At 55.3% G+C, this 22,784-nt stretch carries 24 protein-coding genes; 12 read left to right on the plus strand and 12 right to left on the minus strand.

Annotated elements, in window-relative coordinates; translation table 11 throughout:
- Nucleotides 1-81: 81 nt before the first annotated feature.
- On the minus strand, nucleotides 82-2,097 hold the full coding sequence (locus N8E88_RS15105; RefSeq protein ID WP_262294377.1) for a hydantoinase/oxoprolinase N-terminal domain-containing protein: 2,016 nt from the start codon (nucleotides 2,095-2,097) through the stop codon (nucleotides 82-84).
- A 158-nt stretch (nucleotides 2,098-2,255) separates the two neighbouring features.
- Here N8E88_RS15105 and N8E88_RS15110 point away from each other — a divergent pair, with 158 nt between their 5' ends.
- On the plus strand, nucleotides 2,256-3,218 hold the full coding sequence (locus N8E88_RS15110; protein WP_262294378.1) for a cation diffusion facilitator family transporter: 963 nt from the start codon (nucleotides 2,256-2,258) through the stop codon (nucleotides 3,216-3,218).
- A 3-nt stretch (nucleotides 3,219-3,221) separates the two neighbouring features.
- Here the strand turns inward: N8E88_RS15110 and N8E88_RS15115 are convergent, their stop codons facing one another.
- Nucleotides 3,222-4,460 (minus strand): DNA recombination protein RmuC, encoded by a 1,239-nt coding sequence (locus tag N8E88_RS15115; protein ID WP_262294379.1) that lies wholly within the window; start codon nucleotides 4,458-4,460, stop codon nucleotides 3,222-3,224.
- 113 nt (nucleotides 4,461-4,573) lie between these two features.
- Between N8E88_RS15115 and def the strand changes: the two genes are divergently transcribed.
- Genes def through truA form a run of 3 tightly spaced genes read left to right on the plus strand, consistent with a single transcriptional unit; the run spans nucleotide 4,574 to nucleotide 6,841 of the window.
- The gene (gene def, locus N8E88_RS15120) at nucleotides 4,574-5,104 is read left to right on the plus strand and encodes a peptide deformylase (RefSeq protein ID WP_262294380.1); all 531 of its coding nucleotides are present in this window, start codon (nucleotides 4,574-4,576) and stop codon (nucleotides 5,102-5,104) included.
- 10 nt (nucleotides 5,105-5,114) lie between these two features.
- Nucleotides 5,115-6,044: a methionyl-tRNA formyltransferase gene (gene fmt / locus N8E88_RS15125; protein ID WP_262295487.1), complete on the plus strand. Its 930-nt coding sequence runs from the start codon at nucleotides 5,115-5,117 to the stop codon at nucleotides 6,042-6,044.
- Between the two features lie 11 nt (nucleotides 6,045-6,055).
- Entirely contained in the window at nucleotides 6,056-6,841 is a 786-nt protein-coding gene (truA, locus tag N8E88_RS15130; RefSeq protein ID WP_262294381.1) for a tRNA pseudouridine(38-40) synthase TruA, read from the plus strand.
- Here the strand turns inward: truA and N8E88_RS15135 are convergent.
- On the minus strand, nucleotides 6,793-7,419 hold the full coding sequence (locus N8E88_RS15135) for a hypothetical protein (RefSeq protein WP_262294382.1): 627 nt from the start codon (nucleotides 7,417-7,419) through the stop codon (nucleotides 6,793-6,795). The genes truA and N8E88_RS15135 overlap by 49 nt on opposite strands.
- Nucleotides 7,416-8,603: a succinyl-diaminopimelate desuccinylase gene (dapE, locus tag N8E88_RS15140; RefSeq protein ID WP_262294383.1), complete on the minus strand. Its 1,188-nt coding sequence runs from the start codon at nucleotides 8,601-8,603 to the stop codon at nucleotides 7,416-7,418. The genes N8E88_RS15135 and dapE overlap by 4 nt, the downstream gene beginning before the upstream one ends.
- 101 nt (nucleotides 8,604-8,704) lie before the next feature.
- On the opposite strand from dapE, the gene N8E88_RS15145 reads away from it, so the two are divergent.
- Nucleotides 8,705-9,760 carry a 2-dehydropantoate 2-reductase gene (locus N8E88_RS15145; RefSeq protein WP_262294384.1) on the plus strand — a complete coding sequence of 352 codons (1,056 nt, stop codon included), beginning with the start codon at nucleotides 8,705-8,707 and terminating at the stop codon, nucleotides 9,758-9,760.
- 6 nt (nucleotides 9,761-9,766) lie between these two features.
- On the opposite strand, the gene dapD is transcribed toward N8E88_RS15145, so the two are convergent.
- Complete coding sequence (dapD, locus tag N8E88_RS15150; RefSeq protein ID WP_262294385.1) at nucleotides 9,767-10,621, minus strand: 2,3,4,5-tetrahydropyridine-2,6-dicarboxylate N-succinyltransferase; 855 nt, start codon at nucleotides 10,619-10,621, stop codon at nucleotides 9,767-9,769.
- Between the two features lie 156 nt (nucleotides 10,622-10,777).
- Here dapD and N8E88_RS15155 point away from each other — a divergent pair, with 156 nt between their 5' ends.
- Entirely contained in the window at nucleotides 10,778-11,620 is an 843-nt protein-coding gene (locus N8E88_RS15155; protein WP_262294386.1) for an LOG family protein, read from the plus strand.
- 6 nt (nucleotides 11,621-11,626) lie between these two features.
- Here N8E88_RS15155 and N8E88_RS15160 read toward each other — a convergent pair whose 3' ends face one another.
- Nucleotides 11,627-12,352 (minus strand): pyrimidine 5'-nucleotidase, encoded by a 726-nt coding sequence (locus tag N8E88_RS15160; RefSeq protein ID WP_114427971.1) that lies wholly within the window; start codon nucleotides 12,350-12,352, stop codon nucleotides 11,627-11,629.
- A 169-nt stretch (nucleotides 12,353-12,521) separates the two neighbouring features.
- Here N8E88_RS15160 and N8E88_RS15165 point away from each other — a divergent pair, with 169 nt between their 5' ends.
- Entirely contained in the window at nucleotides 12,522-13,277 is a 756-nt protein-coding gene (locus tag N8E88_RS15165; RefSeq protein ID WP_262294387.1) for a GGDEF domain-containing protein, read from the plus strand.
- A gap of 34 nt (nucleotides 13,278-13,311) precedes the next feature.
- Here N8E88_RS15165 and phhA read toward each other — a convergent pair whose 3' ends face one another.
- Nucleotides 13,312-14,145: a phenylalanine 4-monooxygenase gene (gene phhA, locus N8E88_RS15170; RefSeq protein ID WP_262294388.1), complete on the minus strand. Its 834-nt coding sequence runs from the start codon at nucleotides 14,143-14,145 to the stop codon at nucleotides 13,312-13,314.
- Nucleotides 14,146-14,298: 153 nt separating this feature from the next.
- On the opposite strand from phhA, the gene N8E88_RS15175 reads away from it, so the two are divergent.
- Nucleotides 14,299-14,745, plus strand: coding sequence for an Lrp/AsnC family transcriptional regulator (locus N8E88_RS15175; RefSeq protein ID WP_262295488.1), 447 nt, complete (start codon nucleotides 14,299-14,301; stop codon nucleotides 14,743-14,745).
- On the opposite strand, the gene argB is transcribed toward N8E88_RS15175, so the two are convergent.
- Nucleotides 14,746-15,648, minus strand: coding sequence for an acetylglutamate kinase (gene argB / locus N8E88_RS15180; protein ID WP_262294389.1), 903 nt, complete (start codon nucleotides 15,646-15,648; stop codon nucleotides 14,746-14,748).
- Nucleotides 15,649-15,809: 161 nt separating this feature from the next.
- On the opposite strand from argB, the gene N8E88_RS15185 reads away from it, so the two are divergent.
- From N8E88_RS15185 to N8E88_RS15195, 3 genes are all read left to right on the plus strand, one after another.
- Entirely contained in the window at nucleotides 15,810-16,349 is a 540-nt protein-coding gene (locus tag N8E88_RS15185; RefSeq protein WP_262294390.1) for a sigma-70 family RNA polymerase sigma factor, read from the plus strand.
- Entirely contained in the window at nucleotides 16,346-17,056 is a 711-nt protein-coding gene (locus tag N8E88_RS15190) for an anti-sigma factor (protein WP_262294391.1), read from the plus strand. Before N8E88_RS15185 ends, N8E88_RS15190 begins: the two co-directional genes overlap by 4 nt.
- 96 nt (nucleotides 17,057-17,152) lie before the next feature.
- Complete coding sequence (locus N8E88_RS15195; protein WP_262294392.1) at nucleotides 17,153-17,704, plus strand: fasciclin domain-containing protein; 552 nt, start codon at nucleotides 17,153-17,155, stop codon at nucleotides 17,702-17,704.
- Between the two features lie 77 nt (nucleotides 17,705-17,781).
- Here N8E88_RS15195 and yihA read toward each other — a convergent pair whose 3' ends face one another.
- The 4 genes from yihA to rpmH all read right to left on the minus strand — a co-directional run bounded on the left by yihA (nucleotide 17,782) and on the right by rpmH (nucleotide 21,016).
- Nucleotides 17,782-18,414 (minus strand): ribosome biogenesis GTP-binding protein YihA/YsxC, encoded by a 633-nt coding sequence (gene yihA / locus N8E88_RS15200; protein WP_262295489.1) that lies wholly within the window; start codon nucleotides 18,412-18,414, stop codon nucleotides 17,782-17,784.
- Between the two features lie 171 nt (nucleotides 18,415-18,585).
- On the minus strand, nucleotides 18,586-20,439 hold the full coding sequence (yidC, locus tag N8E88_RS15205) for a membrane protein insertase YidC (protein WP_262294393.1): 1,854 nt from the start codon (nucleotides 20,437-20,439) through the stop codon (nucleotides 18,586-18,588).
- A gap of 32 nt (nucleotides 20,440-20,471) precedes the next feature.
- Nucleotides 20,472-20,834 (minus strand): ribonuclease P protein component, encoded by a 363-nt coding sequence (gene rnpA / locus N8E88_RS15210; RefSeq protein ID WP_262294394.1) that lies wholly within the window; start codon nucleotides 20,832-20,834, stop codon nucleotides 20,472-20,474.
- Nucleotides 20,835-20,881: 47 nt separating this feature from the next.
- Nucleotides 20,882-21,016, minus strand: a complete 135-nt coding sequence (rpmH, locus tag N8E88_RS15215) for a 50S ribosomal protein L34 (protein ID WP_040853797.1) — start codon at nucleotides 21,014-21,016, stop codon at nucleotides 20,882-20,884.
- Nucleotides 21,017-21,271: 255 nt separating this feature from the next.
- Here rpmH and N8E88_RS15220 point away from each other — a divergent pair, with 255 nt between their 5' ends.
- The gene (locus tag N8E88_RS15220; protein ID WP_262294395.1) at nucleotides 21,272-22,771 is read left to right on the plus strand and encodes a sensor histidine kinase; all 1,500 of its coding nucleotides are present in this window, start codon (nucleotides 21,272-21,274) and stop codon (nucleotides 22,769-22,771) included.
- Nucleotides 22,772-22,784: the final 13 nt, after the last annotated feature.

Below are 22,784 nucleotides of genomic sequence, written 5' to 3' on the forward strand. Positions count from 1 at the left end.
GCCTACCCTTGAACACGCAGAAGCATTGTCAGTCAATTCTTCAATAGCAGCACAATTTTGGGCCAAGTTGGAAAGAATGTTTCAATGCGCAATGCGCGGCCTGCCGGAGGCTGTTGCTATTACCACCGCTTCGATGAACTTGCGCTGATCCTCGACTGTGGCGGCGCTGACGTCACGAGTGATGCTGATCTGCGCTTCATCGGTTCCAGCTTCCAGGGCCAGCTGTCCGATTTGATATTCCAGCGTCAATTCGGCAAAGGCAATCGATTCTTCCTCAATCTCGAAATCCCTGACGGTCTCCCCGGCCATGACGCGGAAGATGCCCTCGGCGGGCTGGCTGATATGGGCCTCAACCGAAACACGAACCTGCCCAACAACGGCGCCCAGAGCGTTGGCGACGTCCGTATCTACAGGGACAATGCATTCCGTGCCAAGCATGTCACCCACAGCCGGGTAATAGACCGGTGCCGACGCGCCCAGGCCAATCAATGGCCGGTCTATGTAGAGCCTTACTCCGGCAATCCCGGTCTCACCGGAAAGGGCGCGCTGGACCAATGGACTAGCCACCGTTTCCGCTCCTTCAAGCCCGTCCTCGGCGAAAACCGTCTCAAGAACCACTTCGGAAGAGCGTCGGATCAACGCATCATAGGTACGGTGGGAAACCTCCTCGGGTGTGTCGCACAGCGGACGTCCAGCACCATCCTTGCGCCGTGCATAGAGTATGGCACCGTAACGTGCTGCCTCCGCATTCCAATTATCTTGCAGCCCCAGAACGTGGCAAGCATCTGACGGCGTGAAACCCGACAGATGAACCAAACCCCGCGCCACAAGGCGGTTGACAGTGGTTGCCTGTGAGATGGAACCCAAAAGCCTGTCCAGCGGCTGCGGTTCGTGTGTGATGCGTCCATACAGTTCGGCTTCATTTTTGCTCAAACCGGATGCCATTTGCGCCGGAACACCCGTAAGAAGCGCAAAACGCCCGTCCAATCGGCCGGCAGTGGCTGCCTTTGCTTGCCGCATCAGATGATCGATGACCAATGAGCCATGATTGGCGGCGAGCAGCGACAAGGGCACGAGCCTTCTCGGGCCAAGCTTGATGCCTGGAACCATGGCATTGTCGTCGAGGGATACTTCCGAATCTCCCCCAAGGCCAAAAGTATGCATGGCGACCGCCTCAACCATCGTACGGAAGCCGCCTACCGTGGCGCCGTTGGGGTCGAGCCGAGGCCGGCCTTTGTCGAGAACTGCGACATCTGTGGTCGTGCCCCCAATGTCAGAGACGATCGCATTGTCGAGCCCTGTCATGTACCGCGCACCGACCAGACTGGCCGCCGGTCCAGAAAGAATGGTCTCAATTGGCCGGTGCCGGGCAAAGGCGGCAGAGACAAGGGCGCCGTCGCCGCGCACCACCATGAGCGGGGCGTGGATGCCGCTCACGTCGAGAAAGCCTTCCGTTGCGGCCACCAGCCGGTCTATCATCGCGATAAGCCGCGCATTGAGGACGGTGGTCAAAGCACGACGGGGGCCGTTCAATTTGGCCGAAAGCTCATGGCTGCAGGTAACGGGCAAACCGGTTTCTCTTCGCACGAGATCACGAACCGCGATTTCATGTTCAGGGTTGCGCACAGCAAAATAAGCGCAGATGGCAAAACCGGTTACCTCCCGCGTCAACTGTGGGAGGGCCTCACTCAAGACACTCGTATCGAATGGCTGCGACCGGCCATAGACATCATGTCCACCGGGTATGAAGACAACGGGATCTGATCCGAGGGCCGTGCCAAGATCAGCCTTTTCCAGATCAACTTTGGAGAATCCGACCATGATCAGTGCGATGCGGCCGCCTTGCCCCTCTACAAGTGCATTGGTGGCCAGCGTTGTCGACATGGAAACAAGCCGTATGTCGGCAGGAGCGACCGATGTTTCAGCCATGATGCGCTTTACGGCGCCGGAAATCCCGACGCTCAAATCATGCCGCGTTGTTAAAGATTTGGCTTTGGCAATGACGCCGCGCTGCTCGGACCAAAGGACCGCATCGGTATAGGTGCCGCCGGTATCCAGCCCGAGGAAGATAGCACTTTCAGTTGTGGATTTACTCATGATGCCCTGCACTATTTGAGGCAGGGTTATCGCATGAATGGCAAGAGAGCTAGCGCCATTCCGACCATTCTCTGCCGCAACCTTTCAAGACAAGTGGTCGTGACCAGCCCGGAACCAAACAAATCATGTGGCGTTTCGTAAACTCAGGGGAAATCGTGATGTCATCACAATCAGCAACGACACACGCTGGATCGAAGAAAGTGATCTACGCTGCGATCCTTGGCAATCTGCTCATTGCTGCAACGAAGTTCATTGCGGCCTTTTTCACCGGCAGTTCGGCAATGCTTTCTGAAGGTGTGCATTCCCTGGTAGACACCGGCGATGGCGGGCTGTTGCTTTATGGGCTTCGCCGCGCTGCGAGGCCCGCAGACAAGACTCATCCGCTGGGCCATGGACGCGAACTCTATTTCTGGAGTTTTATCGTTGCGTTACTCGTCTTTGCGGTCGGTGCCGGCGTGTCGTTCTACGAAGGAATTATCCATATCCTGGATCCTGAACCTGTCGCCAACCCGATTGTGAACTATGTTGTGCTGGGCTTTGCAACTGTTTTCGAGGGAGCATCGTGGTTGGTCGCCCTGAAGGAATTTCGAGCGGTGAAAGGCGACCTCGGTTATGTCCGCGCCGTACAGCAAAGCAAGGATCCCAGTGTCTTTATGGTACTGTTTGAGGATACAGCGGCATTGCTGGGGCTAGTCATAGCCTTCATCGGTATCTCCACTGCAGAAATCTTCGCTATGCCGGAGCTCGACGGCGTTGCATCGATTGGCATTTCGTTTGTCCTTGCCGCGACAGCAATTTTCCTGGCGCGCGAAAGCAAAGGCCTCCTCATGGGCGAATCGGCATCACCCGAAACCGAACAGCAAATCCTGGACATCGCAAACAGCGATCCGGACGTTCAGAAGGCCAATGGTGTGTTGACCTTGCACATGGGGCCTAAACAAATCGTGGCCGGCCTCAGCGTCGAATTCGAAGACGACGTCCAGGCTCCCGAAATGGAAGCCTGCGTGGAGCGTCTCGAAACCGCCATGAAAAAGGCCAATCCCGATATTGTCACGTTATTCGTCAAGCCGCAGACGACCAGTACGTGGAAGGCACGGCGTCAGAAGATTGACGCGGCTTAGGTGTTAGTCGTCGCCCTCAACAACCCGCAGGCGCAATTGACCCGTTGCCGAGGCAGCAGAACGTGTCGTTTCGGCATCTTTGAGAGGGTTGCCAACAGGCGTTTCGGCAAACTCCAGCGCTTCAATCTTTTGACCGCGTTTGGTCACCTTGCTGGAAGAGACCAAAATGTCGTCAATGTCCTTGTTGGCCTGACCGAAATGCGTCTGCAAGCGGCGCACCCGGTCATCGAGCCGCACCACGTCCTCCATGAGCCTTATGACCTCGCCCTGAATGAGATGCGCCTGCTCGCGCATGCGGACGTCCTTGAGGACGGCTTGAATAACCTGGATTGAAAGCATCAGCAGTGAAGGCGAGACGATCACGATGCGCGAACGATGCGCCTTTTGGACTACGGCCTCAAAATTCTCATGAATTTCCGCAAAAATCGATTCGGACGGCACAAAAAGAAACGCCGTATCCTGGGTCTCGCCGTTGATCAGATATTTCTCCGCCACGTCGCGAATGTGAATCTCTACGTCCCGCCGGAACTGAGCGGCTGCAATCTTCTTGGTCTCAGGTGTTTCCGACTCGCGGATAGCATTCCAAGCCTCCAGTGGAAACTTAGCGTCGATAACGAGATTGGGCGCGCCATTCGGCATACGCACCACGCAGTCCGGCCTGCTGCCGTTGGAAAGAGTGGCCTGGAACTCATACGCCCCCTGCGGCAGGCCATCAGCGATGATCGCCTCCATCCGGGCTTGGCCAAAGGCCCCGCGCGTCTGCTTGTTAGCAAGGATTGCCTGTAATTGCACCACTTGCCCGGCGAGCGCCTGGATGTTGTTTTGGGCGGTATCGATGACCGCCAGACGTTCCTGCAATTTCGTCAGATTTTCGTGTGTGGACTGCGTCTGTTCCGTCATGGTCTGGCCGATGCGGCTCGTCATGCCATCCAGTCGTTCGCGGATCGATTGATTGAGTTCGGCCTGCCTTGACCCGAACAGCTCGGCCATTGTCTGCATCCGGCCTTGCATCTCCGACTGGCTTTTCAGAATTTCGCCCATCCGGGCTTCCGCATCCCGCGCCCGGTCTTCGGCCTGGATCTCGGCGACCATCCGCATCCGGCTGGAGCGCAACACTGCAATGCCAGCGAAGAACACGATAAACGCTGTGGCGAAACCTGCTGCCAGCAAGGTAGCACCGAGCGACACAGAGCTCGAGCCAAATTGAAACAAAGTTTGATCCAGAGAAATTGACGTTTCCATAATGTGCAGACTAACCGATTCGGACGGCAAATGTGAGATCAAAACGAGAACATTTTTATAAACGACTTTCAGGCCGGATTGACGGTTGAAAGCCGAGATATTAGGTGATGCTCATGTCCATAAAACCACTTGTCATTCTTCCCGATCCATTGCTGCGCCAGGTGTCAAAGCCTGTGGAGCGTTTCGACGCCGATTTGCGCAAATTTTCGGCCGATATGCTCGACACCATGTATGACGCGCCAGGTATTGGGCTCGCGGCCATTCAAGTCGGTGAGCCTCTGCGCATGCTGGTCATCGACCTTGCCAAAGAAGACGAGCCCAAAGCCCCTCAGATATTCATCAATCCGCAGATATTGTCGTCGAGCGATGAGCGTAACGTCTATGAGGAAGGCTGCCTTTCCATCCCGGACTACTATGCTGAAGTCGAGCGACCGGCACAGGTGCGCGTTTCTTATGTCGACATCGACGGCAAGCAGCAAGAGGTTGCCGCGGAAGGGCTCCTCGCCACTTGTCTGCAGCACGAGATCGACCATTTGAACGGTGTTCTGTTCATCGATCACATTTCGCGATTGAAGCGTGAGATGGTCGTGAAGAAATTCAAGAAACTTGCCAAGGACCGTCCGCCAAGCCGGTTGGCGGTGTGAGCCGATGAGCCTGCGAATTATCTTCATGGGAACACCGGAGTTTTCGGTACCCATCCTCAACGCCCTGATCGGCCAAGGTCACGAAATAGTTGCGGTTTACAGTCAGCCACCGCGCCCTGCAGGACGGCGCGGGCTGGAGCTGACGCCCTCGGCGGTGCATCGCAATGCCGAACAGTTCGGCATTGAAGTGCGGACACCGAAAAGTTTGAAGTCCGAGGAAGAGCAGCAGGCGTTTCGCGACCTTGAGGCCGATGTAGCTGTGGTCGTTGCTTACGGGCTCATCCTGCCTGCCGCAATTCTCGAGGGTACGCGACTTGGCTGCTACAATGGACACGCTTCGCTGCTGCCGCGTTGGCGCGGAGCGGCGCCTATTCAGCGTGCGATCATGGCCGGCGATGATGAGACGGGGATCATGATCATGAAAATGGACGAGGGTCTCGACACTGGCCCTGTCGCCATGGCCGAAAAGGTGAAAATTACGGCGGATATGACTGCAGGCGAATTGCACGACCAGCTCAGCATGGCGGGCGCCGATCTGATGGTTCGCGCCATGGCGGCACTGGAGCGCGACAGTCTTACGCTCACGCCGCAGTCCGAAGACGGCGTCACCTATGCCTCCAAGATCACCAAGGCGGAAACGCGCATCGACTGGACGCAAGCTGCCATCGATGTTCATAATCGTATACGCGGCCTTGCACCGTTTCCGGGTGCATGGTGCGAGATGGAAATCGGCGAGGAGCTTGAACGGGTAAAACTGCTGCGTTCGATCCCGGCAACCGGGATAGGTGATCCTGGAACCGTACTCGGCGACGATCTGCGCATCGCCTGTGGCGAAGGCGCTGTTCGCCTGCGCTCTTTGCAGCGTGCGGGCGGGAAGGTCTTGGATGGTTTGGAGTTCCAGCGCGGCGCCAAGATCGCACAGGGAACGCGCCTGCCATGAACAAGATCTAAGTGCCTCGTTACAAGCTCACCATTGAATATGATGGCACGCCCTACGCCGGCTGGCAGCGGCAGGAGAACGGCCACACTGTTCAGGCCGCCATCGAACAGGCGATCTTCAAATTCTGCGGCGAAACGGTTGCCCTTGGCGCCGCTGGCCGCACAGACTCCGGCGTGCATGCGACGGCACAGATCGCGCATGTTGATCTGACGAAAGACTGGGCCAGTTCCAAGGTACGCGAGGCGTTGAACGCCCATCTGGTCATCGCGGGGGAAACCGTTGGCATCATCAACGTCGAACTCGTCGGGAGCAATTTCGATGCGCGGTTTTCGGCGACGGGCCGGCACTACCTTTACCGCATCATCAACCGCAGACCCCCCGCGCCACTTGAGGCGCACCGCGCGTGGTGGGTAAAGAAACCGCTCGACGAAATGGCCATGCACGACGCCGCGCAACGGCTCATCGGCACCCATGATTTCACAACGTTTCGCGCAACCCAATGCCAATCAAAGAGCCCGGTCAAAACGCTCGACCATTTGAGCGTCGCTCGCAGCGGTGAAATCGTCGAGATCAAGGCATCCGCGCGATCATTCCTGCACAACCAGATCCGCTCTTTTGTCGGAACACTCAATGAGGTCGGATGCGGGCGCTGGGATGCAGATGATGTCACCGCTGCGCTTGTCGCCCGCGATCGTAAGGCCTGCGGGCCCGTAGCCCCGCCCTACGGTCTTTATCTTGTCGGCGTTGACTATCCCATCATTGCCGGTTCAGGCAGGGAAATCCCCAGCAGGTTCTGAAGCAGGATCATCAGGAACAGCGACCCGACAATCATGACCACGAAAAACGTGGCCGTATATGCATGGGATTTTTTCAACGCGACATGCGTCAAACGGTACGTCAGGTACATTATGCCGCCATAGAGGACAAGGCCAAAACCTGTTGCCAAAGCGGGCCAACCAGGCAGCAGTAGCCGTGCCAGCGTCGCGGGTACCATCAGCCAGGCGGCAATTGCCGTCCCCCAATTGCTGGCGACAACATAGGGACTAAAGCGCTTGTTCAGACCGAGCCGTCGGGCAAGTAGCGCGAGAACGACCAGCGGGACCACCCAGGCCGCCAAATCGACAAACGCTACGCGGCCCATGATGGAAAATCGGTTACCCGTTTCCGGCTGCAATGAGATCATGTCGTTGGCGAAGATAATCCAGCCGAGGATGAGCGGCGGCAAGGAAATCGTAATCGCATGGAACGACTGCCAGAAGCCATCTTCGGTGAAATCGAGTTGGTCAAGCCCGTCGGCATGACCATTCATCATGCGCCAAGCGCCCCACATATATTGCTGAATCTCGTCAAAATCCGGCATTTCACTCGTAGTCATGCAAAAAAATCCGCGATGAACCGTTCGTAGATTTGCGTCAGTGTTTCAAGATCGGCAATCGCCACTCGCTCGTCAACCATATGCATCGTCTTGCCGACAAGTCCGAATTCAACGACAGGGCAATAATCCTTGATGAAACGGGCATCCGACGTGCCGCCTGATGTGGAAAGTTGCGGGCGCTTTCCTGTTGTCGCTTCGACTGCCGAGATCAGGGTACCTATCAGTTTTTCATCGTGCGTCAGAAAAACATGGCTTGGGTGGTCACGCCAAGTCAGCTCGTAGTTCACTGGCGCCGTTTTGCCAGGGCGCAGCTTGCGCCGACCAGCAGCCTTATCGAGACGGTTGTGGATCTCGGCCATCAGTGTCTCATCGGTCCAGGTGTCGTTGAAACGAATATTGAACGTCGCTGTGGCTTTTGCCGGGATGACATTTACCGCCGGATTGCCGACGTCAATCGTTGTGATTTCGAGATTGGTGGCCTGGAAGTCTTTCGTTCCAGTGTCGAAAGCTGGATAAAGCAGGCTTTCAACCAGTGTCACCAGCCCGCGTACAGGATTATCGGCCAGGTGCGGATAGGCAACGTGGCCTTGCACGCCATTAACGACGATTGTGCCCGACAACGAGCCACGACGCCCGATCTTCATCATGTCGCCCAGTTTTTCGGGATTTGTCGGCTCGCCAACAACTGCAGCGTCCCAGCTCTCGCCTTTTGCCTTGGCCCACTCCAGCAGCTTTCCTGTCCCGTTGATGGAAGGTCCCTCTTCATCGCCGGTAATCACAAAAGATATCGAACCATTGAGTCCCCCGTGCTTCTCCAGATGGCGCCCTACAGCCGCGACAAAGCAGGCAATCCCGCCCTTCATATCGACGGCGCCGCGCCCATACATTTCACCATTATGGATGGCCGCCGAAAACGGTGGATAGGTCCACGCTTCTTCATCTCCTACCGGCACGACATCCGTGTGACCCGCGAACATCAGGTGAGGTCCATTGCCGGAGCGCCGCGCGTATAGGTTTTCGACATCCGGTGTATCGTCTTCACTAAAGACGGGCCTTTCGACCTCGAAGCCCATCGGGGCAAGCATGGATTGAACCACCGTTAAAGCCCCGCCCTCTAAAGGTGTAATTGAGCGACATGCGATGAGCTTGCCAAGGTTTTGTATTGGATCGGTCGAGGATTTCATGGCCAAAAGCGATAATGGAAAAGCACGATCCTGTCACGTACTGGATGGTAGTTCCTGCGTCTGATTTAATGACACCAGCGACTCAACCAAGGACCAGCAACATGATCGGAATTGATAGCCGGATTGTCATAGCCGGCGCCGGGTCGATCGGACGCTACGTGGGCGGGCGTCTCGCTGTGGCAGGCAAGGCAGTGACCTTGTTGGTTCGGCCTCGAATGATTGAGGGACTTCAGCAGGAGGGCCTAAAAATCATTGACCCGGATGGATCGGAAAAACTGGTGGAGCCCGGGCAATTTTCCCTGACAATTGATCCTGAAATCGCGTTCCGGCAAGCCGACATTATTCTCGTCGCCGTCAAGAGCGGCGCTACCGAGGAGATGGCCAAGTCGATAAGGGAAAGTGCGCCATCCAATGTCATTGTGGTCAGCCTGCAAAATGGCGTCGGAAACGCTGATACTCTCCGACAACATCTGCCTCCGGAAGCGACTGTTGTCTCGGGAATGGTTCCATTCAACGTCGTTCAGTCCGAGCCTGGCGTCAGCCCGCTTAATGTTAGGCGGACAATGCCGGGGACCATTCTCATCGACGACACCTTGGATCGCTTGGCAGAGGTTCTTTCGGTTCCGGGGCTCTCCGTCCAGGTGCATTCGGACATGAAAGGTATCCTGTGGGGCAAACTGCTGATAAATCTCAACAATGCTCCCAATGCCCTTTCGAACCTGCCGCTCGTTGAACAGTTGGCCGACCGAAATTGGCGGCTTCTGATAGCGGATCAGATGATCGAAGGTCTCAAAGTTGTGAGAGCGCACGGTATCACACCGGCCAAAGTGCAAGGGGTGTCGCCCTCGATGCTTCCCTGGATTCTCCGATTGCCGAATTTTCTGTTTCGCATCGTCGCGGCGCGAATGCTCGCGATCAACCCGCACGCCCGCTCGTCCATGTGGGAAGACCTGTCGCGGGGGCGCGCCACCGAGATCGATTACCTGCAAGGCGTTATCGTCCGGTTGGCCGACGAGAAAAACATCGCCGTGCCGCTCACACGCAAGGTGCTTGCCTGTGTGAAACGGGCTGAGGGCAAATCATTACGAAGCCATTCCGTCGAAGAAGTTCGTGAGATGAAAATTCAGGAAAGAGGGACTGATAACTCTCATTCCTGAATCGGATCAATCCCGCAGCAACTCGTTGATCGAGGTCTTGGAACGCGTCTTTTCATCGACGCGCTTGACGATTACAGCACAGTAAAGACTTGGACCTGGTTCGCCGTTTGGAAGGTTCTTGCCGGGCATTGAACCTGCCACGACCACCGAATACGGCGGGACTTCGCCATAGAAAATCTCACCAGTAGCGCGATCAACGATCTTGGTCGATTTACCGATAAATACGCCCATACCAAGCACGGAGCCTTCGCGAACGATACAGCCCTCGACCACCTCGGAACGTGCTCCGATGAAGCAGTTGTCTTCAATGATCGTAGGTCCGGCCTGCATGGGTTCGAGAACACCGCCAATGCCGACACCGCCTGAAAGATGAACATGCTTGCCGATCTGGGCACACGAACCAACCCCCGCCCATGTGTCGACCATGGTCCCTTCGTCGACGTAAGCGCCAAGGTTGACAAAAGATGGCATCAGGATCACGCCGGGGGCAATATAGGCAGAGCGGCGGACAATCGACCCGGGAACGGTGCGAATACCTGATTTGGCAAATTCAGTCGCACCCCAGCCGTCAAACTTCGATGGCACCTTGTCCCACCAGGTTGCACCGCCAGGGCCACCCTCGATAATGCCCATCGGGTTAAGCCGGAAGGAAAGCAGGACCGCCCTTTTCAGCCATTGATTGACTTTCCAGTCGCCGTTCGACTGCTTCTCCGCAACGCGAACTTCTCCGCTATCGAGCAGCAAAAGAGAGGCCTCGACTGCTTCCCGTATTTCGCCACGCGTTTCGGTGCTGATTGCATCGCGTTCTTCGAAGGCCTTGTCGATCGTCGTCTCGAGACTGGCCAGATCGGGCTTGGACATTTCAGATCACTCCATTAAACGGGCGGGTTATGGCTAATGACAAGGGCTACTATGTTAAGTCTGCGAGAGCGTCAATTCGCTGCGCCACATTGTTGGATGAGGAATCGATTTTTATGTCTCTAAGCGCCATAAGTGTCCGCAGAAGGAGAAAACCAATTGAACACTGATGAAAAACACAGCTGGACGCCGTTCTCGCATTCTTCCGAAGCTGTACGCCGCGTAGAGAGCGCACCGGAAACGCCGCAAACCCAATCACCTACCTATCGGCTGGCCTTTGCCGACCCAGATTTCATGACGAAGAGTGAACTTCGTGCAGTGCGTCTACAACTCGAGCTCCTTAAACCGGAGATGGCACTCGCGGAACGCGGCATTCGATCAACTGTCGTGCTTTTCGGCGGGGCGCGTATTCCGGAACCCGGCGGTGCTGCCTGGGCTGCAAAAAACGAAACCCAGAAGAAGAACCTCGAAGCCAATTCTCACTACTACGCCGAGGCACGCAAGTTCGCGCAGCTTTGCTCGACCTATTCTTCAACGACCTATAATCGCGAATTCGTTGTCGTCACCGGAGGCGGTCCCGGCGTGATGGAGGCCGGTAATCGCGGCGCCGCTGACGTCGGTGCGCCAACGATCGGCCTTAATATCGTGCTACCGCACGAACAGGCACCTAACGCCTACGTGACGCCGGAGCTTTGCTTCAACTTCCACTATTTTGCCATTCGCAAGATGCATTTCCTCATGCGGGCCAAAGCCATGGCGATCTTTCCTGGTGGCTTCGGGACGATGGATGAGACTTTCGAAGCCCTCACCCTCATTCAGACCGGACGTATGGAGCGCATTCCCTTTCTGCTGTTTGGCAAGCCATTTTGGGAAAAGGCAATCAACTTCGATTTCCTGGCGGAGCAGGGCGTCATTTCACCGTCCGACAGAGAGCTGATTACATTCGTCGATACTGCCGAAGAGGCTTGGGACGTGATCAAAACCTTCTATGAACTGACCTAGAGCCCTCTACGCAGGTACATTCAGCGCCGTCTGACCTGGCAGGATGGCGCTGAGGAACGAGGCAAGGTTGTCCGTAACATAGTCGACGTGATCGGTATGACCTGGATCGCGTTCCCAGATTTCCGAGAATGTCGGTTCGAAATTGTTGGGAACGATCAGGACCGTCGTCATTCCCAGAGCTTTCGGCACGATAAGGTTGCGCGCCAGATCCTCGAACATCACGCTGCTTGCCGCGTCGATCTTGTGCAGCGCCAAAAAGCGGTCATAAGTCTCTTGAGCAGGCTTCGGCAGCAATTCCGCCGCGACAATGTCGAAAATGTCATCAAACTCGTCGAGAACACCAAGCTGACGCGCGGCGCGCTCGGCGTGCCCACGATTACCGTTGGTGAAAATGAACTTGCGGCCGGGCAGTTGCCGGATGGCGGTGGCCAATGAGGGGTCCGGCACCAGCCAAGAATAATCGATATCATGGACTTTCCGTAAAAAGTCATCCGGATCGATCTCGTAGCGGTCCATCAATCCTTTGAGAGTCGTGCCATAATCCTTATAGAACTGCTTCTGCATCTGCCGCGCATCGGTGCGGGACAGCTTCAGAAGATCAGCAACATAGTCCGTCATTTTCACATCGATCTGCGAAAACAGATTTGAATGATGCGGATAGAGGGTATTGTCGAGATCGAAAACCCAATCGGTCACATGGGCAAAGTTCAAGGATTCTGGTTGATTTGTCATACGCGATCAAGGTTCCGCCGTTTCAGGGAGGCAAAAGCAAATTCAGAAAATTCTGTTTCGCTCCCGAATCAATAGACGAAAAGAGTCTGAACTACGACCGTTTTTAAATTTTTCGCTAACGACCGCTTCACCTGTTTTTCGTACTGATTAAAGCTGTCTCCGAGGTCCGATGTCCAGAATTCTCCTCAAATGTGCAATGGTTATGGTCGTTTCCGTTATGTGCTCCCTGCTCATTACCGGGGTCATCATGACGGCCAATGATATGCATGACGCACGGGGATATATGATCGCGACCATTTGCCCCTTGGTGATTTCTCCTGCCATTTCCTTCATCGTTTTTCGTCAGTCGGAAAAACTGCGGCTGACCCTCGAAACACTCAATCACGTCATGCAGGAGCTTGAGATCACCAATGCGAAACTATTCGAGAAGTCATCACGCGATAGCATGACGGGCCTCCTCAATCGCGAAGCGTTTTTCAACCATATCGAGGATGTCCGTACCCAAAGGGCAAGTTCTCTTTTGATCATAGACGCTGATCATTTCAAAAAAATCAATGATGTTCATGGCCATTATAATGGCGATGGCGCTTTGATGGCGATCGCACAGAGTATCGCTGGCTGCCTCGGTAAAGAGGACAGTATTGGACGCATCGGAGGCGAGGAATTCGCTGTCTTTCTGGCAATGGATGATGAGGAAAACGTCAAATCCATCGCCGAAACCATTCGGGCGGCGGTGAACCGCATTGAGTTCCACACTCCGGAAAACGAACGCGTCGCGCTGAGTGTCAGTATCGGGGGTATTGTTGGACTGGCAAATGGAGCAATCGCCGATCATTTTCAGATCGCCGATCGCAGGTTGTACGAGGCCAAGCGTAACGGCCGCAATTGCGTGATCATCGAGTCCAATATGAAGAATGCGGCCTGAGACGACCGTCTATAGCGGCTCGTTTCTGGCTATCTCAGACCATTGCCGGATCCAATGGATCAACATCTTTCCAGCGCGCAACCAGTTTCGCCATGTCGGCTTTCTCAAACGCATCTCTCAACGCGGCAAAGGATGGCAACACGAAATATGCCCGTTGGAACTTGTCGATTTCATATGCCGTACGCATCACCGTTTCCAGATCGAACGGCACGTGATGGGCATCGGGACTCGTCACAGCGAATTGCAGTTCACTGAACGACGACATAAGACCGGCACCAAACGCTTTGAGTGACGCGCCCCCCTCGCGCATAAGGCCAAACTCGGCAGTGTACCAGTATAGCCGGCCTGCCAGCTGTTCCCCGCCCATGCGTGATGCTGCTCCCCCCTTCTCGCCATAAAGCTGCATGAAATCCGCAAATACTGGTTGGCTGAGAATAGGAACGTGACCGAAGAAATCATGAAACATGTCCGGCTCAACGATATAGTCGAGCTCTTTCTTGCTGCGCAGCCAGTTCGTCACCGGAAAGCGCCGGTTGGCAAGATGGTCGAAAAACGGCTCATTCGGGATAAGACCCGGCACGGCAACGATTTCCCAACCGGTCAATTTCTGAAGCCGCTCGCTCACCTCGTGAAAATCCGGTATCCGGTCGAGAAGTCCCAGGGCATCCACGCCGTCAAGATAGCTGTGGTGCGCTAATTTCTCAGTCAATTTTGTCTGGCGATCGCAAAGGGTGCGCCAGACCTCTTGGTCTTCATCGGAATAGTCATATTTCTGTTCAACGGTGAAGTCCGCTTGGCAGACCGCGTAGTTGCCGCGAAGTCCCTGTTCGGCACACTCCCGGGCATAAGCCTCAACGCTTATAGTCATCGTTTCCCCCTCGATTGGTTTCCAGGAGGATACGATGGGAAAATGAGAGGATTTGACTTAATCAGCTGCTCTTAGCATTATTATGAGTGAATTAGCGAAGGATAAGGAAAAATTCGAGTGACTTCAACTCAATTCAGCGATTTCGAAATCAAGATGCTGCAAATTCTCCAAAGCAATGGGCGCGTTGCGATAACTGACCTCGCCCAATTGATCGGCCTGTCCGCCACACCCTGCGCCCGACGGTTCGAGCAGCTGCAGGAGAGCGGGGTTATCAAAGGCTTCACAGCCTCCATCGACCGACGATCGATCGGACTGATGGTCGAAGTTTTCATACAGGTGCGTCTCAACACCCATAGCGACGATTCTCCCGAGCGCTTTATCGCAGAAATTGAGCGCATGGACGAGGTTTCGTCTTGCTGGACCATGACCGGCGAACATGATTTTCTCCTGCACGTCATGGTGCCCACCGTGGACGATCTCAATGCTTTCGTCATGCACAGGCTGATGCGATTGAAGGGCGTGCGAGATGTGCATACCCAACTGGTGCTGCAGAATATCAAAGGGCCCGGGAAAATCCCGCTTGATCATCTCAAAAAATGATCAGGGAACGAGTAGCGTTCCTGCACCGCGTTCTGTGAAAAGTTCGAGCAGAACCGAATGAGGAGTCTTGCCATTAAGGATGACCACACCCTCGACACCGCGATTGATCGCATCGATACAGGTTTCAACCTTCGGGATCATCCCACCGGATATCGTGCCATCCTTGATCAGAGAGCGTGCCTGCGCGACGGAAAGTTCCTTGATAAGTTGCTTGTCCTTGTCGAGAACACCTGGTACGTCCGTAAGAAATAAAAGGCGAGAGGCGGCAAGCGCGCCGGCGATCGCGCCAGCGAACGTATCTGCATTGATATTGTACGTGTGGCCATCACGCCCGGGCGCAACAGGCGCAATGACGGGTATCATCTCGGAACGAGCGAGAAGATCGAGCAGAGTGCGGTCGACTTCTACCGGCTCGCCGACAAATCCGAGGTCGACGATCTTCTCGATGTTGGAATCGGGATCGATGATGGTCTTCTTCGCCTTTTCGGCAAAGACCATATTGCCATCCTTCCCGCACAGGCCGATTGCCCATTCGCCCTCGGCATTGATCAAAGCGACGATTTCCTTGTTGATCGAGCCTGCGAGCACCATCTCGACAATTTCGAGCGTCTTCGCGTCGGTTACGCGCAGTCCGCCTTCAAACTTGGACTCGATGCCCATGCGTGCCAGCATGGACGCGATCTGCGGTCCGCCGCCGTGGACAACGATGGGATTTATGCCGGACTGCTTGAGCAGCGCTATATCGCGAGCGAATGCCTTACCGAGAGCCGCGTCACCCATGGCATGGCCACCATATTTTACGACGACAGTCTTGTTTTCATACCGCTGCATATAGGGCAGAGCAGCAGAAAGCAGACTTGCCTGAATTTCAGCAGTGTGGTCGGCGTCGGATGTGGAGGACATGCGCAAGCTCCAGCTTGGGAAGGACGGGGGTTCTTAACGCTAAAGACGGTTTCGGGCAAACATGATTTAGGCTATTGGCAGACGTTTTTTTCATCTGCCATTGACAGCGCAACCCCTCGGCAGATTTAAATTGAGCGATAAGAGTTGGAAACGCCATTTGTATGACGCCTGAAGGCATATCGGAGCTGATCTCGCGAGTTTCGCTACGGGACCGCGCGGCTTTTGATGTGCTGTATGCCGCCACAAGCGCGAAACTTTTTGGTGTATGCCTGCGTGTCTTGGGTAATCGAACGGAAGCAGAAGACGCGCTACAGGACATCTACGTCAAGATTTGGAACAAAGCGGGGCGATTCGCGGTCGCTGACACGAGTCCTATTTCATGGCTGGTGGCGATCGCCCGCAATCACTCCATTGACGTATTACGGTCCCGCAAGCCTGCAGCAGTCGAATTGGATCAGGCTGCAGACGTTTTTGAGTCGTCACCCAATCCCGAACAGGCCGCTGTCGCCAGTGGGGAAGCGCAACGGATCTATGATTGCCTCGGCCAGCTGGAGGCAGACAGAGCAGCGGCCGTCCGTGGCGCCTACCTGAATGGCGACAGTTACGAGGTACTGGCCAGCCGCTATAATGTGCCGTTGAATACAATGAGAACCTGGCTGCGCCGCAGCCTGATAAAACTGAAGGAATGCCTGGAGGGATGAGCCCGACTGAACCCGATGACAAGATGATACCGGAGGGCGATGATTTCATCGCCGCCGAATATGTGTTGGGTGTGCTCCCCGAGCAGGAACGTCGGGAAGTTGCGCGGCGTATCGAAACGGACAAGCCGTTTGCGGAACTGGTTGCACGCTGGCAAAAGCAATTAGATCCTCTCAACGATGAGTATGACGCGGCGCAAGCTCCGCAACAGCTGAAGAGTCGGATCGACCAACGCTTGTTCGCAATCGAAGTGGCCGCTAGTTCGTCATTCTGGAACAATATTGCCTTTTGGCGCGGACTGGCCTTCGCCGCACTTGCTTTTGCTGTCATCGGGATTGGTCGTGATTTGATCGAGCGACCTGCCCGGACAAGCGAGCAACTGGTCGCATCGATGGAAACACAAGGCAGCCCCGTCCACACGCTGGCGGTTTTCGACGACCGGACCAAGAAACTGAAAGTAACTGTCGTCAGCGGCGACATGCCAAAAGACCGCTCGCTTGAACTTTGGCTGATTGCCGGCAATGAAGCGCCGGTATCGCTCGGCCTGATGGTTTCGCCGCAAGTGACAGAGTTCAACCTGCCGTCGTCATTACTCGCCAAATTGCGCGACGGCACGACACTGGCGCTGACTGTAGAGCCCGTTGGAGGTGCACCAGGCGGCGCGCCTACCGGCCCCATTGTCGCTGCGGGCATCGTGCGGAAAATCTAGAACGTTAAATTTTGACGACGCCTGAAACTTAAGCCTCCAACGTCCCGTATCTCCATCTGTCCTCACCCGAGGGGAACCAAACAATGGAGATCAAGTATGTTGAAGAAATCACTGGGCCTGATCGCACTCTCGACCATGCTGGTTGCCGGAATTGCCTACGCCAAGAACCCGACAGTCGGCGGTGCGGCCATGTACGAGAACAAGAACATCATTGAAAATGCCGTGAACTCCAAGGATCACACGACGCTCGTGGCTGCAGTCAAAGCGGCCGGCCTTGTCGAAACGCTTCAGGGTAAGGGGCCTTTTACGGTATTCGCCCCTACAAATGAGGCATTTGCCGCGCTTCCGAAAGGCACTGTCGATACGCTGCTCAAGCCCGAAAACAAGGAAAAGTTGGCGAAGATCCTGACCTGTCACGTCGTTGCTGCCAACGCTTCATCCAAGACCCTCATGAAGATGATCGATGATGACGAAGGCGCTCATCCGGTAAAGACGGTCGGTGGGTGCGTATGGACCGCCAAATACAAGGGCAAGACGCTTACTCTGACCGATGAAAACGGCACGGTGGCTACAGTCACCATCGCCAATGTCAAGCAATCGAACGGCGTCATCCATGTGATTGACAAGGTTCTTCTGCCAAAAATGTAGTCAGAGACCCTGGTTCATTTGCGCAGAGTGCGCCAGGACTTTGCCCCGCTCGATCCGCCGGGTCGCGTGGGGCTTTTTTATTTACGTTGTTCTTCGAGAAGCTGGGCAATTGCCGCCCGGAGTTCATCCAGCCCGGCGCCTTTTTCAGACGATGTCGCCAGGATTTCCGGATAGGCTGCGGCGCGCTTTCTGATAGCCTGCGCTGTCTCTTCGATCAAACGCGGTACTCCGGCGGGTTTGATCTTGTCGATCTTGGTCAAGACGATCTGGTAGGATACAGCAGCCCGATCAAGCAGGTCCAACACCTCGGCGTCATTCTTCTTCACACCGTGGCGGGCATCAATCAGCAGGTAGACACGTTTGAGCGTCGTACGTCCGCGCAAGTAATCGAAGACCAGCCGTGTCCAGGCATCGACTTGTTCTTTGGGCGCTTCAGCGAAGCCATAGCCTGGCATATCGACGACGGCGAGTGGCGGAAGGTCGCCGCCTTCGCCTGAATGGCCATCCGGAACGAAATAGTTGAGTTCCTGCGTCCGTCCAGGCGTATTCGACGTTCGCGCCAAACCCTTCTGGCCGATGATCGCATTGATCAGTGATGATTTGCCGACGTTGGAGCGTCCGGCGAACGCAATTTCGAGCGGGCCCTCCGGCGGCAGAAACTTCATCGCAGGAACACCGCGAATGAAAACCCAGCCCTGTGCAAAGAGCATTCTGCCCTTTTCGGCAAGTCTGTTGATGTTTTGCTGCGTTTCGCTCAATTTCTTCCATCCATTTGCCGCCGGCCATGATTGCAATCAATGTTTATGGGAGGCTTGTCAACCGCGCAAAAGAAAAGCCCCCGATCAAGCCGGGGGCAATCTGCTTAGCTTAGTGATTCACTATTATTCGGCGGGTTTCGGTTTCTTGCGGAAAAGCGCGGTGAGATTGTCCCACAATTCAACCTTGACCCCCTGACGCTTCATTATGATGCCCTGCTGGATAATCGACAGAGTATTGTTCCACGCCCAGTAAATTACCAATCCTGCTGGGAAAGTCGCCAACATGAATGTGAATATGAGCGGCATCCAATTAAAGATCATTTGCTGGGTCGGATCCGGCGGTGTCGGGTTCATGCGCATCTGCAGGAACATGGTGACACCCATGATCAAAGGCCAGACGCCGATCATCAGGAACGCAGGGACCGCCCACGGGATAAGGCCGAAGAGATTGAACAACGATGTCGGGTCGGGAGCAGCCAGATCCTGGATCCAGCCAAAGAACGGCGCGTGGCGCATTTCTATGGTCACGTAGAGGACCTTGTAGAGCGCAAAGAAAACCGGAATCTGAATCAGGACAGGCCAACAGCCGGCAATCGGATTGATCTTCTCCGTTTTGTATAATTCCATCATGGCTTGCTGCTGCTTGACCTTGTCATCCGCATATTTCTCACGGATTTCCGTCATCTTCGGCTGCACCAGCTTCATCCTCGCCATCGAGGCATAAGACTTGTTGGCAAGCGGGAAGAAGAAGGCTTTCAGGATAACAGTCACCGCCAGAATGGCGACGCCGAAGTTTCCGATAGCCTTGTAGAGCCAGTCGATAAGATAGAACATCGGCTCGGTGATGAAATAGAACCAGCCCCAGTCGATCAAGTTCTTGAAGAGCGGAATATGCAGGTCATTCATATAGGCATTGATCCTGCCGACCTCTTTCGCCCCTGCGAAGATGAGGTTGTCGGTCGATGCGGTCTGGCCCGGCTGGACTGTCGCCGGATCAGAGAGATAGTCGCTTTGATAGCGCGGACGTCCGTCATCGAAGTATGAAAAGCGTATCTTGAACGGCGTTGCCTGTGCTGGAACGAGCGCAGCAGCCCAATATTTATCGGTAATTCCAACCCATCCGCCGGTGGTCGACCGGTCTGGCGCAACTTCCCGCTCTTCTTCAATCGCTGCAAACTTGTATTCGATCAGTTTGTCGTTGACCACGGCTATCGGGCCCTCGTGCAGCACGTAGGTGCTTGGATGCAGAGGCTTCGAGAAGCGCGTCACACGTCCGTAAGAGGCCAGCGAAACAGGTGCTGAGGTCGTGTTGGTCACAGCGTCCTTGACTGTGAACATGTAGTTCTCGTCGACACTGATCGTCCGTTTGAAGACCAGACCCTTCTCATTGGTATAGGACAGCGTAACAGGTGTGGACGCCGTCAAATCGTTGTTGCCCTCGCGGGTCCAGACGGTCGTCGGACCGGGCACAGTCCCGGTTAGATCATTTCCCGTGAACCCGACCTCCACAAACTGGCCATCGGCCATCTGCGCAGGGCTTAGCAATTCGATATTTGGCGAATTATCGTCGACGGTCTCATGATAATGCTTCAGCTGCAGATCATCTAGCCTCGCACCGGTCAGACTGATCGAGCCTCCCAGGCTGGGTGTATCGATCCTGATACGCTGTGTCTGACCAAGGGCAGCGGCACGCGTGAGACTACCTGCCTGGGTAGCATCCTGCGACTGGCCTGGAACATTGGCATCAGGAGCAGCTGGGGTCGACGACGGAAGATTGTTTGTTGCATTGCCGTTGGTGGCAGTACCTGCCGGCGTGCTTGCCTGTCCGTCAACACGGGTTTGTCCTTGCCGCGTGGCCTCGATCTGGGCCTGTTCGCGCTGCGCTTCGATCTTGGGGTTCATGTAGAACACCTGCCAAAGCGTCAGGATCACAATGGACAAGGCAATGGTGATGAAGAAATTACGGTTGGTTTCCATTGTCAGTCCTTGGGTCGGGTTCGCCGTATCTGCTAGGCTTTCGTCGAACGCCGGGTCAATATTTTCCTGGAAACCCGTTTGGAGAGTTCCCGCGTCAAGTCAGCGAACGGCGCGTTCAGCGCATCGCGGCGAGCAACGATCACATAGTCGGTTCCAGCTTGCATGTCATCAGCAACATTGACGCGCACCGCCTCTCTGAGGCGCCGCTTGATGCGATTGCGAATAACGGCATTTCCGTTCTTTTTGGTGACCGTAAAACCGACGCGCGGGGGTCCAACCTGGTCCTCTCGCTCTTTGACTTCGACAAGAAAGTAGACGCCGCGGCGCTTTTCTCCGTTCCGGACAGTCAAAAACTCCGCTCTCTTGCGAAGGCGGAGTGGTTTTTGCTCATTCATTCTGTAGTGCCAACTCTGGCCAACCGCACAAGTCTGCGCGGAATGCCTTATGCCGACAACCGCTTGCGACCGCGAGCGCGACGCGCTGCAATAACCTTGCGGCCGCCTGCCGTTGCCATACGGGCACGGAACCCATGACGACGTGCGCGGACAAGCTTGGATGGCTGATAAGTACGCTTCATTTGTTAAATACCGCGGTGTGCGGCCCTTCTTGTGGTCTGTTCTTTGACAGGAGCATATCAGGACCGCCATTTAGCATACGCAAATATGCCGATGATATCCGTCGTGGGGGCGGTCAGCCCAGACGTGCGCGGCTTATAGAGGCAGGATGCCGATAAGTCAATTGATTGACAAGATTCAAAAATAGGCAAATCCACCCAACTGATTTATTGTGCTAGGCAAGCATTTGACCTACATCGAATGCCGATGGAGCGTACATGACGGCAACGCAGCAAAAGCCAGAAAACACGAGTGTGCCTCTGCATGCCGGTCGGCGTTTGCCCGTTCTGAAACGTCTTTCCGGCAAGTTGCTGCGCCTCACCCTTTTGTTCGGCCTTCTCGCGGAAGTGATGATTTTCATCCCCATCATCGCAGATATGCGGGTTCGCTGGCTTTCCGACCGGCTAAACACCGTTGCTGCGGCCAGCGTGGTGCTAGCTGCGAGCGATAGCGAGAATGTACCGCAATCAGTGCAGAATGACGTCCTTCTAGCGACAGGAACGAAGGCGATTGTTCTGCGCGAAAAAGGAGCCTCCAGGCTTCTTGCGGTATCGGAGATGCCCTCCAAAGTGGACAAGCACATCGATATCACTGTCACGGACCCGGTTACAATGATCCGCGATGCATTCGACACGCTCATCAACGGCGGACACCGGATTATCCGCGTCTATGGTCCGGTTGGAGATACCGGCAAGGTTATCGAACTCCTTACCTCCGACGCTCCGTTGCGCAATGCGATGTTGCGCTATGCCAGGAATGTCGCACTGATCTCGTTGTTTATTTCGCTCATTACGGCGGGCCTGGTTTTCCTGACGATCAGCCGCCTGCTCATCCGACCGATCCAGCGCATGAGTGACAACATGCTGGCCTTTGCCCAGGCACCGGACGATCCGCAACGTATTATCAAGCCGGAACCTCGCGAAGACGAACTCGGCATAGCCCAGCGCGAGCTCGCAGATATGCAGCACCAGTTGCAACGGACGTTGTCGGAGCAGAAGCACCTTGCCGATCTGGGCCTTGCGGTTTCCAAGATCAACCATGACATGCGCAATATTCTGGCCTCGGCGCAGCTCATATCCGATCACCTCGCAAACACCAGCGATCCGGCGATCCAGCGTTTCGTGCCTAAATTGGTGCGTACCATTGATCGCGCGATCAATTATTCCCAGACCGTGCTGGCCTATGGCGGCACACAGGAAGCACCGCCGCAAAGACGGCGGGTCAAGCTGCGCACGATCATCAGCGACGTTGAGGAGATGCTAAATCTCGACGCAAAATCGGAGATCGAATTCAAGAACCTGGTGCCGCCCGACTTTGAAATCGATGTCGATCCAGACCAATTCTTCCGCGTCATTTCCAATCTGTGCCGCAACTCGATTCAAGCCATGGCTAGCGACACCCGAAGTGATCCGTCCGTGATCAAGCGATTGACAATCACCGCCGGTCAGATCGGCACAACCTCTATCATCGGCATTGACGATACCGGACCCGGTCTGCCTCCCAAAGCGCGCGAAAATCTGTTTACCGCCTTCAAAGGGTCGGCGCGATCAGGTGGCACCGGTCTTGGTCTTGCTATTGTTCATGAACTGGTACGAGCTCACGGGGGAATGATTGAGTTACGCGGCGGCGATGGGGCGGGAACAAGTTTTGAAATTCGCATTCCGGACCAGCCGGTGTCCTTGGCCGAATGGCGTTCCCGCCGGGACTCAGCGTCCTGACATGAAACGCCGC

The organism is Phyllobacterium zundukense, from assembly GCF_025452195.1.
GTDB classification, from domain to species: domain Bacteria; phylum Pseudomonadota; class Alphaproteobacteria; order Rhizobiales; family Rhizobiaceae; genus Phyllobacterium; species Phyllobacterium zundukense_A.

Coding starts and splice junctions, on each gene's coding strand:
- N8E88_RS15175 (WP_262295488.1), top strand. CDS start 14,299: ATGCTGCAAATTCTCCAAAGCAATGGGCGCGTTGCGATAACTGACCTC.
- N8E88_RS15165 (WP_262294387.1), top strand. CDS start 12,522: ATGTCCAGAATTCTCCTCAAATGTGCAATGGTTATGGTCGTTTCCGTT.
- N8E88_RS15110 (WP_262294378.1), top strand. CDS start 2,256: ATGTCATCACAATCAGCAACGACACACGCTGGATCGAAGAAAGTGATC.
- yidC (WP_262294393.1), bottom strand. CDS start 20,439: ATGGAAACCAACCGTAATTTCTTCATCACCATTGCCTTGTCCATTGTG.
- N8E88_RS15220 (WP_262294395.1), top strand. CDS start 21,272: ATGACGGCAACGCAGCAAAAGCCAGAAAACACGAGTGTGCCTCTGCAT.
- N8E88_RS15160 (WP_114427971.1), bottom strand. CDS start 12,352: ATGACAAATCAACCAGAATCCTTGAACTTTGCCCATGTGACCGATTGG.
- yihA (WP_262295489.1), bottom strand. CDS start 18,414: ATGCTCTTTGCACAGGGCTGGGTTTTCATTCGCGGTGTTCCTGCGATG.
- N8E88_RS15195 (WP_262294392.1), top strand. CDS start 17,153: ATGTTGAAGAAATCACTGGGCCTGATCGCACTCTCGACCATGCTGGTT.
- dapD (WP_262294385.1), bottom strand. CDS start 10,621: ATGTCCAAGCCCGATCTGGCCAGTCTCGAGACGACGATCGACAAGGCC.
- rpmH (WP_040853797.1), bottom strand. CDS start 21,016: ATGAAGCGTACTTATCAGCCATCCAAGCTTGTCCGCGCACGTCGTCAT.
- N8E88_RS15190 (WP_262294391.1), top strand. CDS start 16,346: ATGAGCCCGACTGAACCCGATGACAAGATGATACCGGAGGGCGATGAT.
- rnpA (WP_262294394.1), bottom strand. CDS start 20,834: ATGAATGAGCAAAAACCACTCCGCCTTCGCAAGAGAGCGGAGTTTTTG.
- N8E88_RS15145 (WP_262294384.1), top strand. CDS start 8,705: ATGATCGGAATTGATAGCCGGATTGTCATAGCCGGCGCCGGGTCGATC.
- def (WP_262294380.1), top strand. CDS start 4,574: ATGTCCATAAAACCACTTGTCATTCTTCCCGATCCATTGCTGCGCCAG.
- argB (WP_262294389.1), bottom strand. CDS start 15,648: ATGTCCTCCACATCCGACGCCGACCACACTGCTGAAATTCAGGCAAGT.
- N8E88_RS15115 (WP_262294379.1), bottom strand. CDS start 4,460: ATGGAAACGTCAATTTCTCTGGATCAAACTTTGTTTCAATTTGGCTCG.
- dapE (WP_262294383.1), bottom strand. CDS start 8,603: ATGAAATCCTCGACCGATCCAATACAAAACCTTGGCAAGCTCATCGCA.
- N8E88_RS15135 (WP_262294382.1), bottom strand. CDS start 7,419: ATGACTACGAGTGAAATGCCGGATTTTGACGAGATTCAGCAATATATG.
- phhA (WP_262294388.1), bottom strand. CDS start 14,145: ATGACTATAAGCGTTGAGGCTTATGCCCGGGAGTGTGCCGAACAGGGA.
- N8E88_RS15105 (WP_262294377.1), bottom strand. CDS start 2,097: ATGAGTAAATCCACAACTGAAAGTGCTATCTTCCTCGGGCTGGATACC.
- N8E88_RS15185 (WP_262294390.1), top strand. CDS start 15,810: ATGACGCCTGAAGGCATATCGGAGCTGATCTCGCGAGTTTCGCTACGG.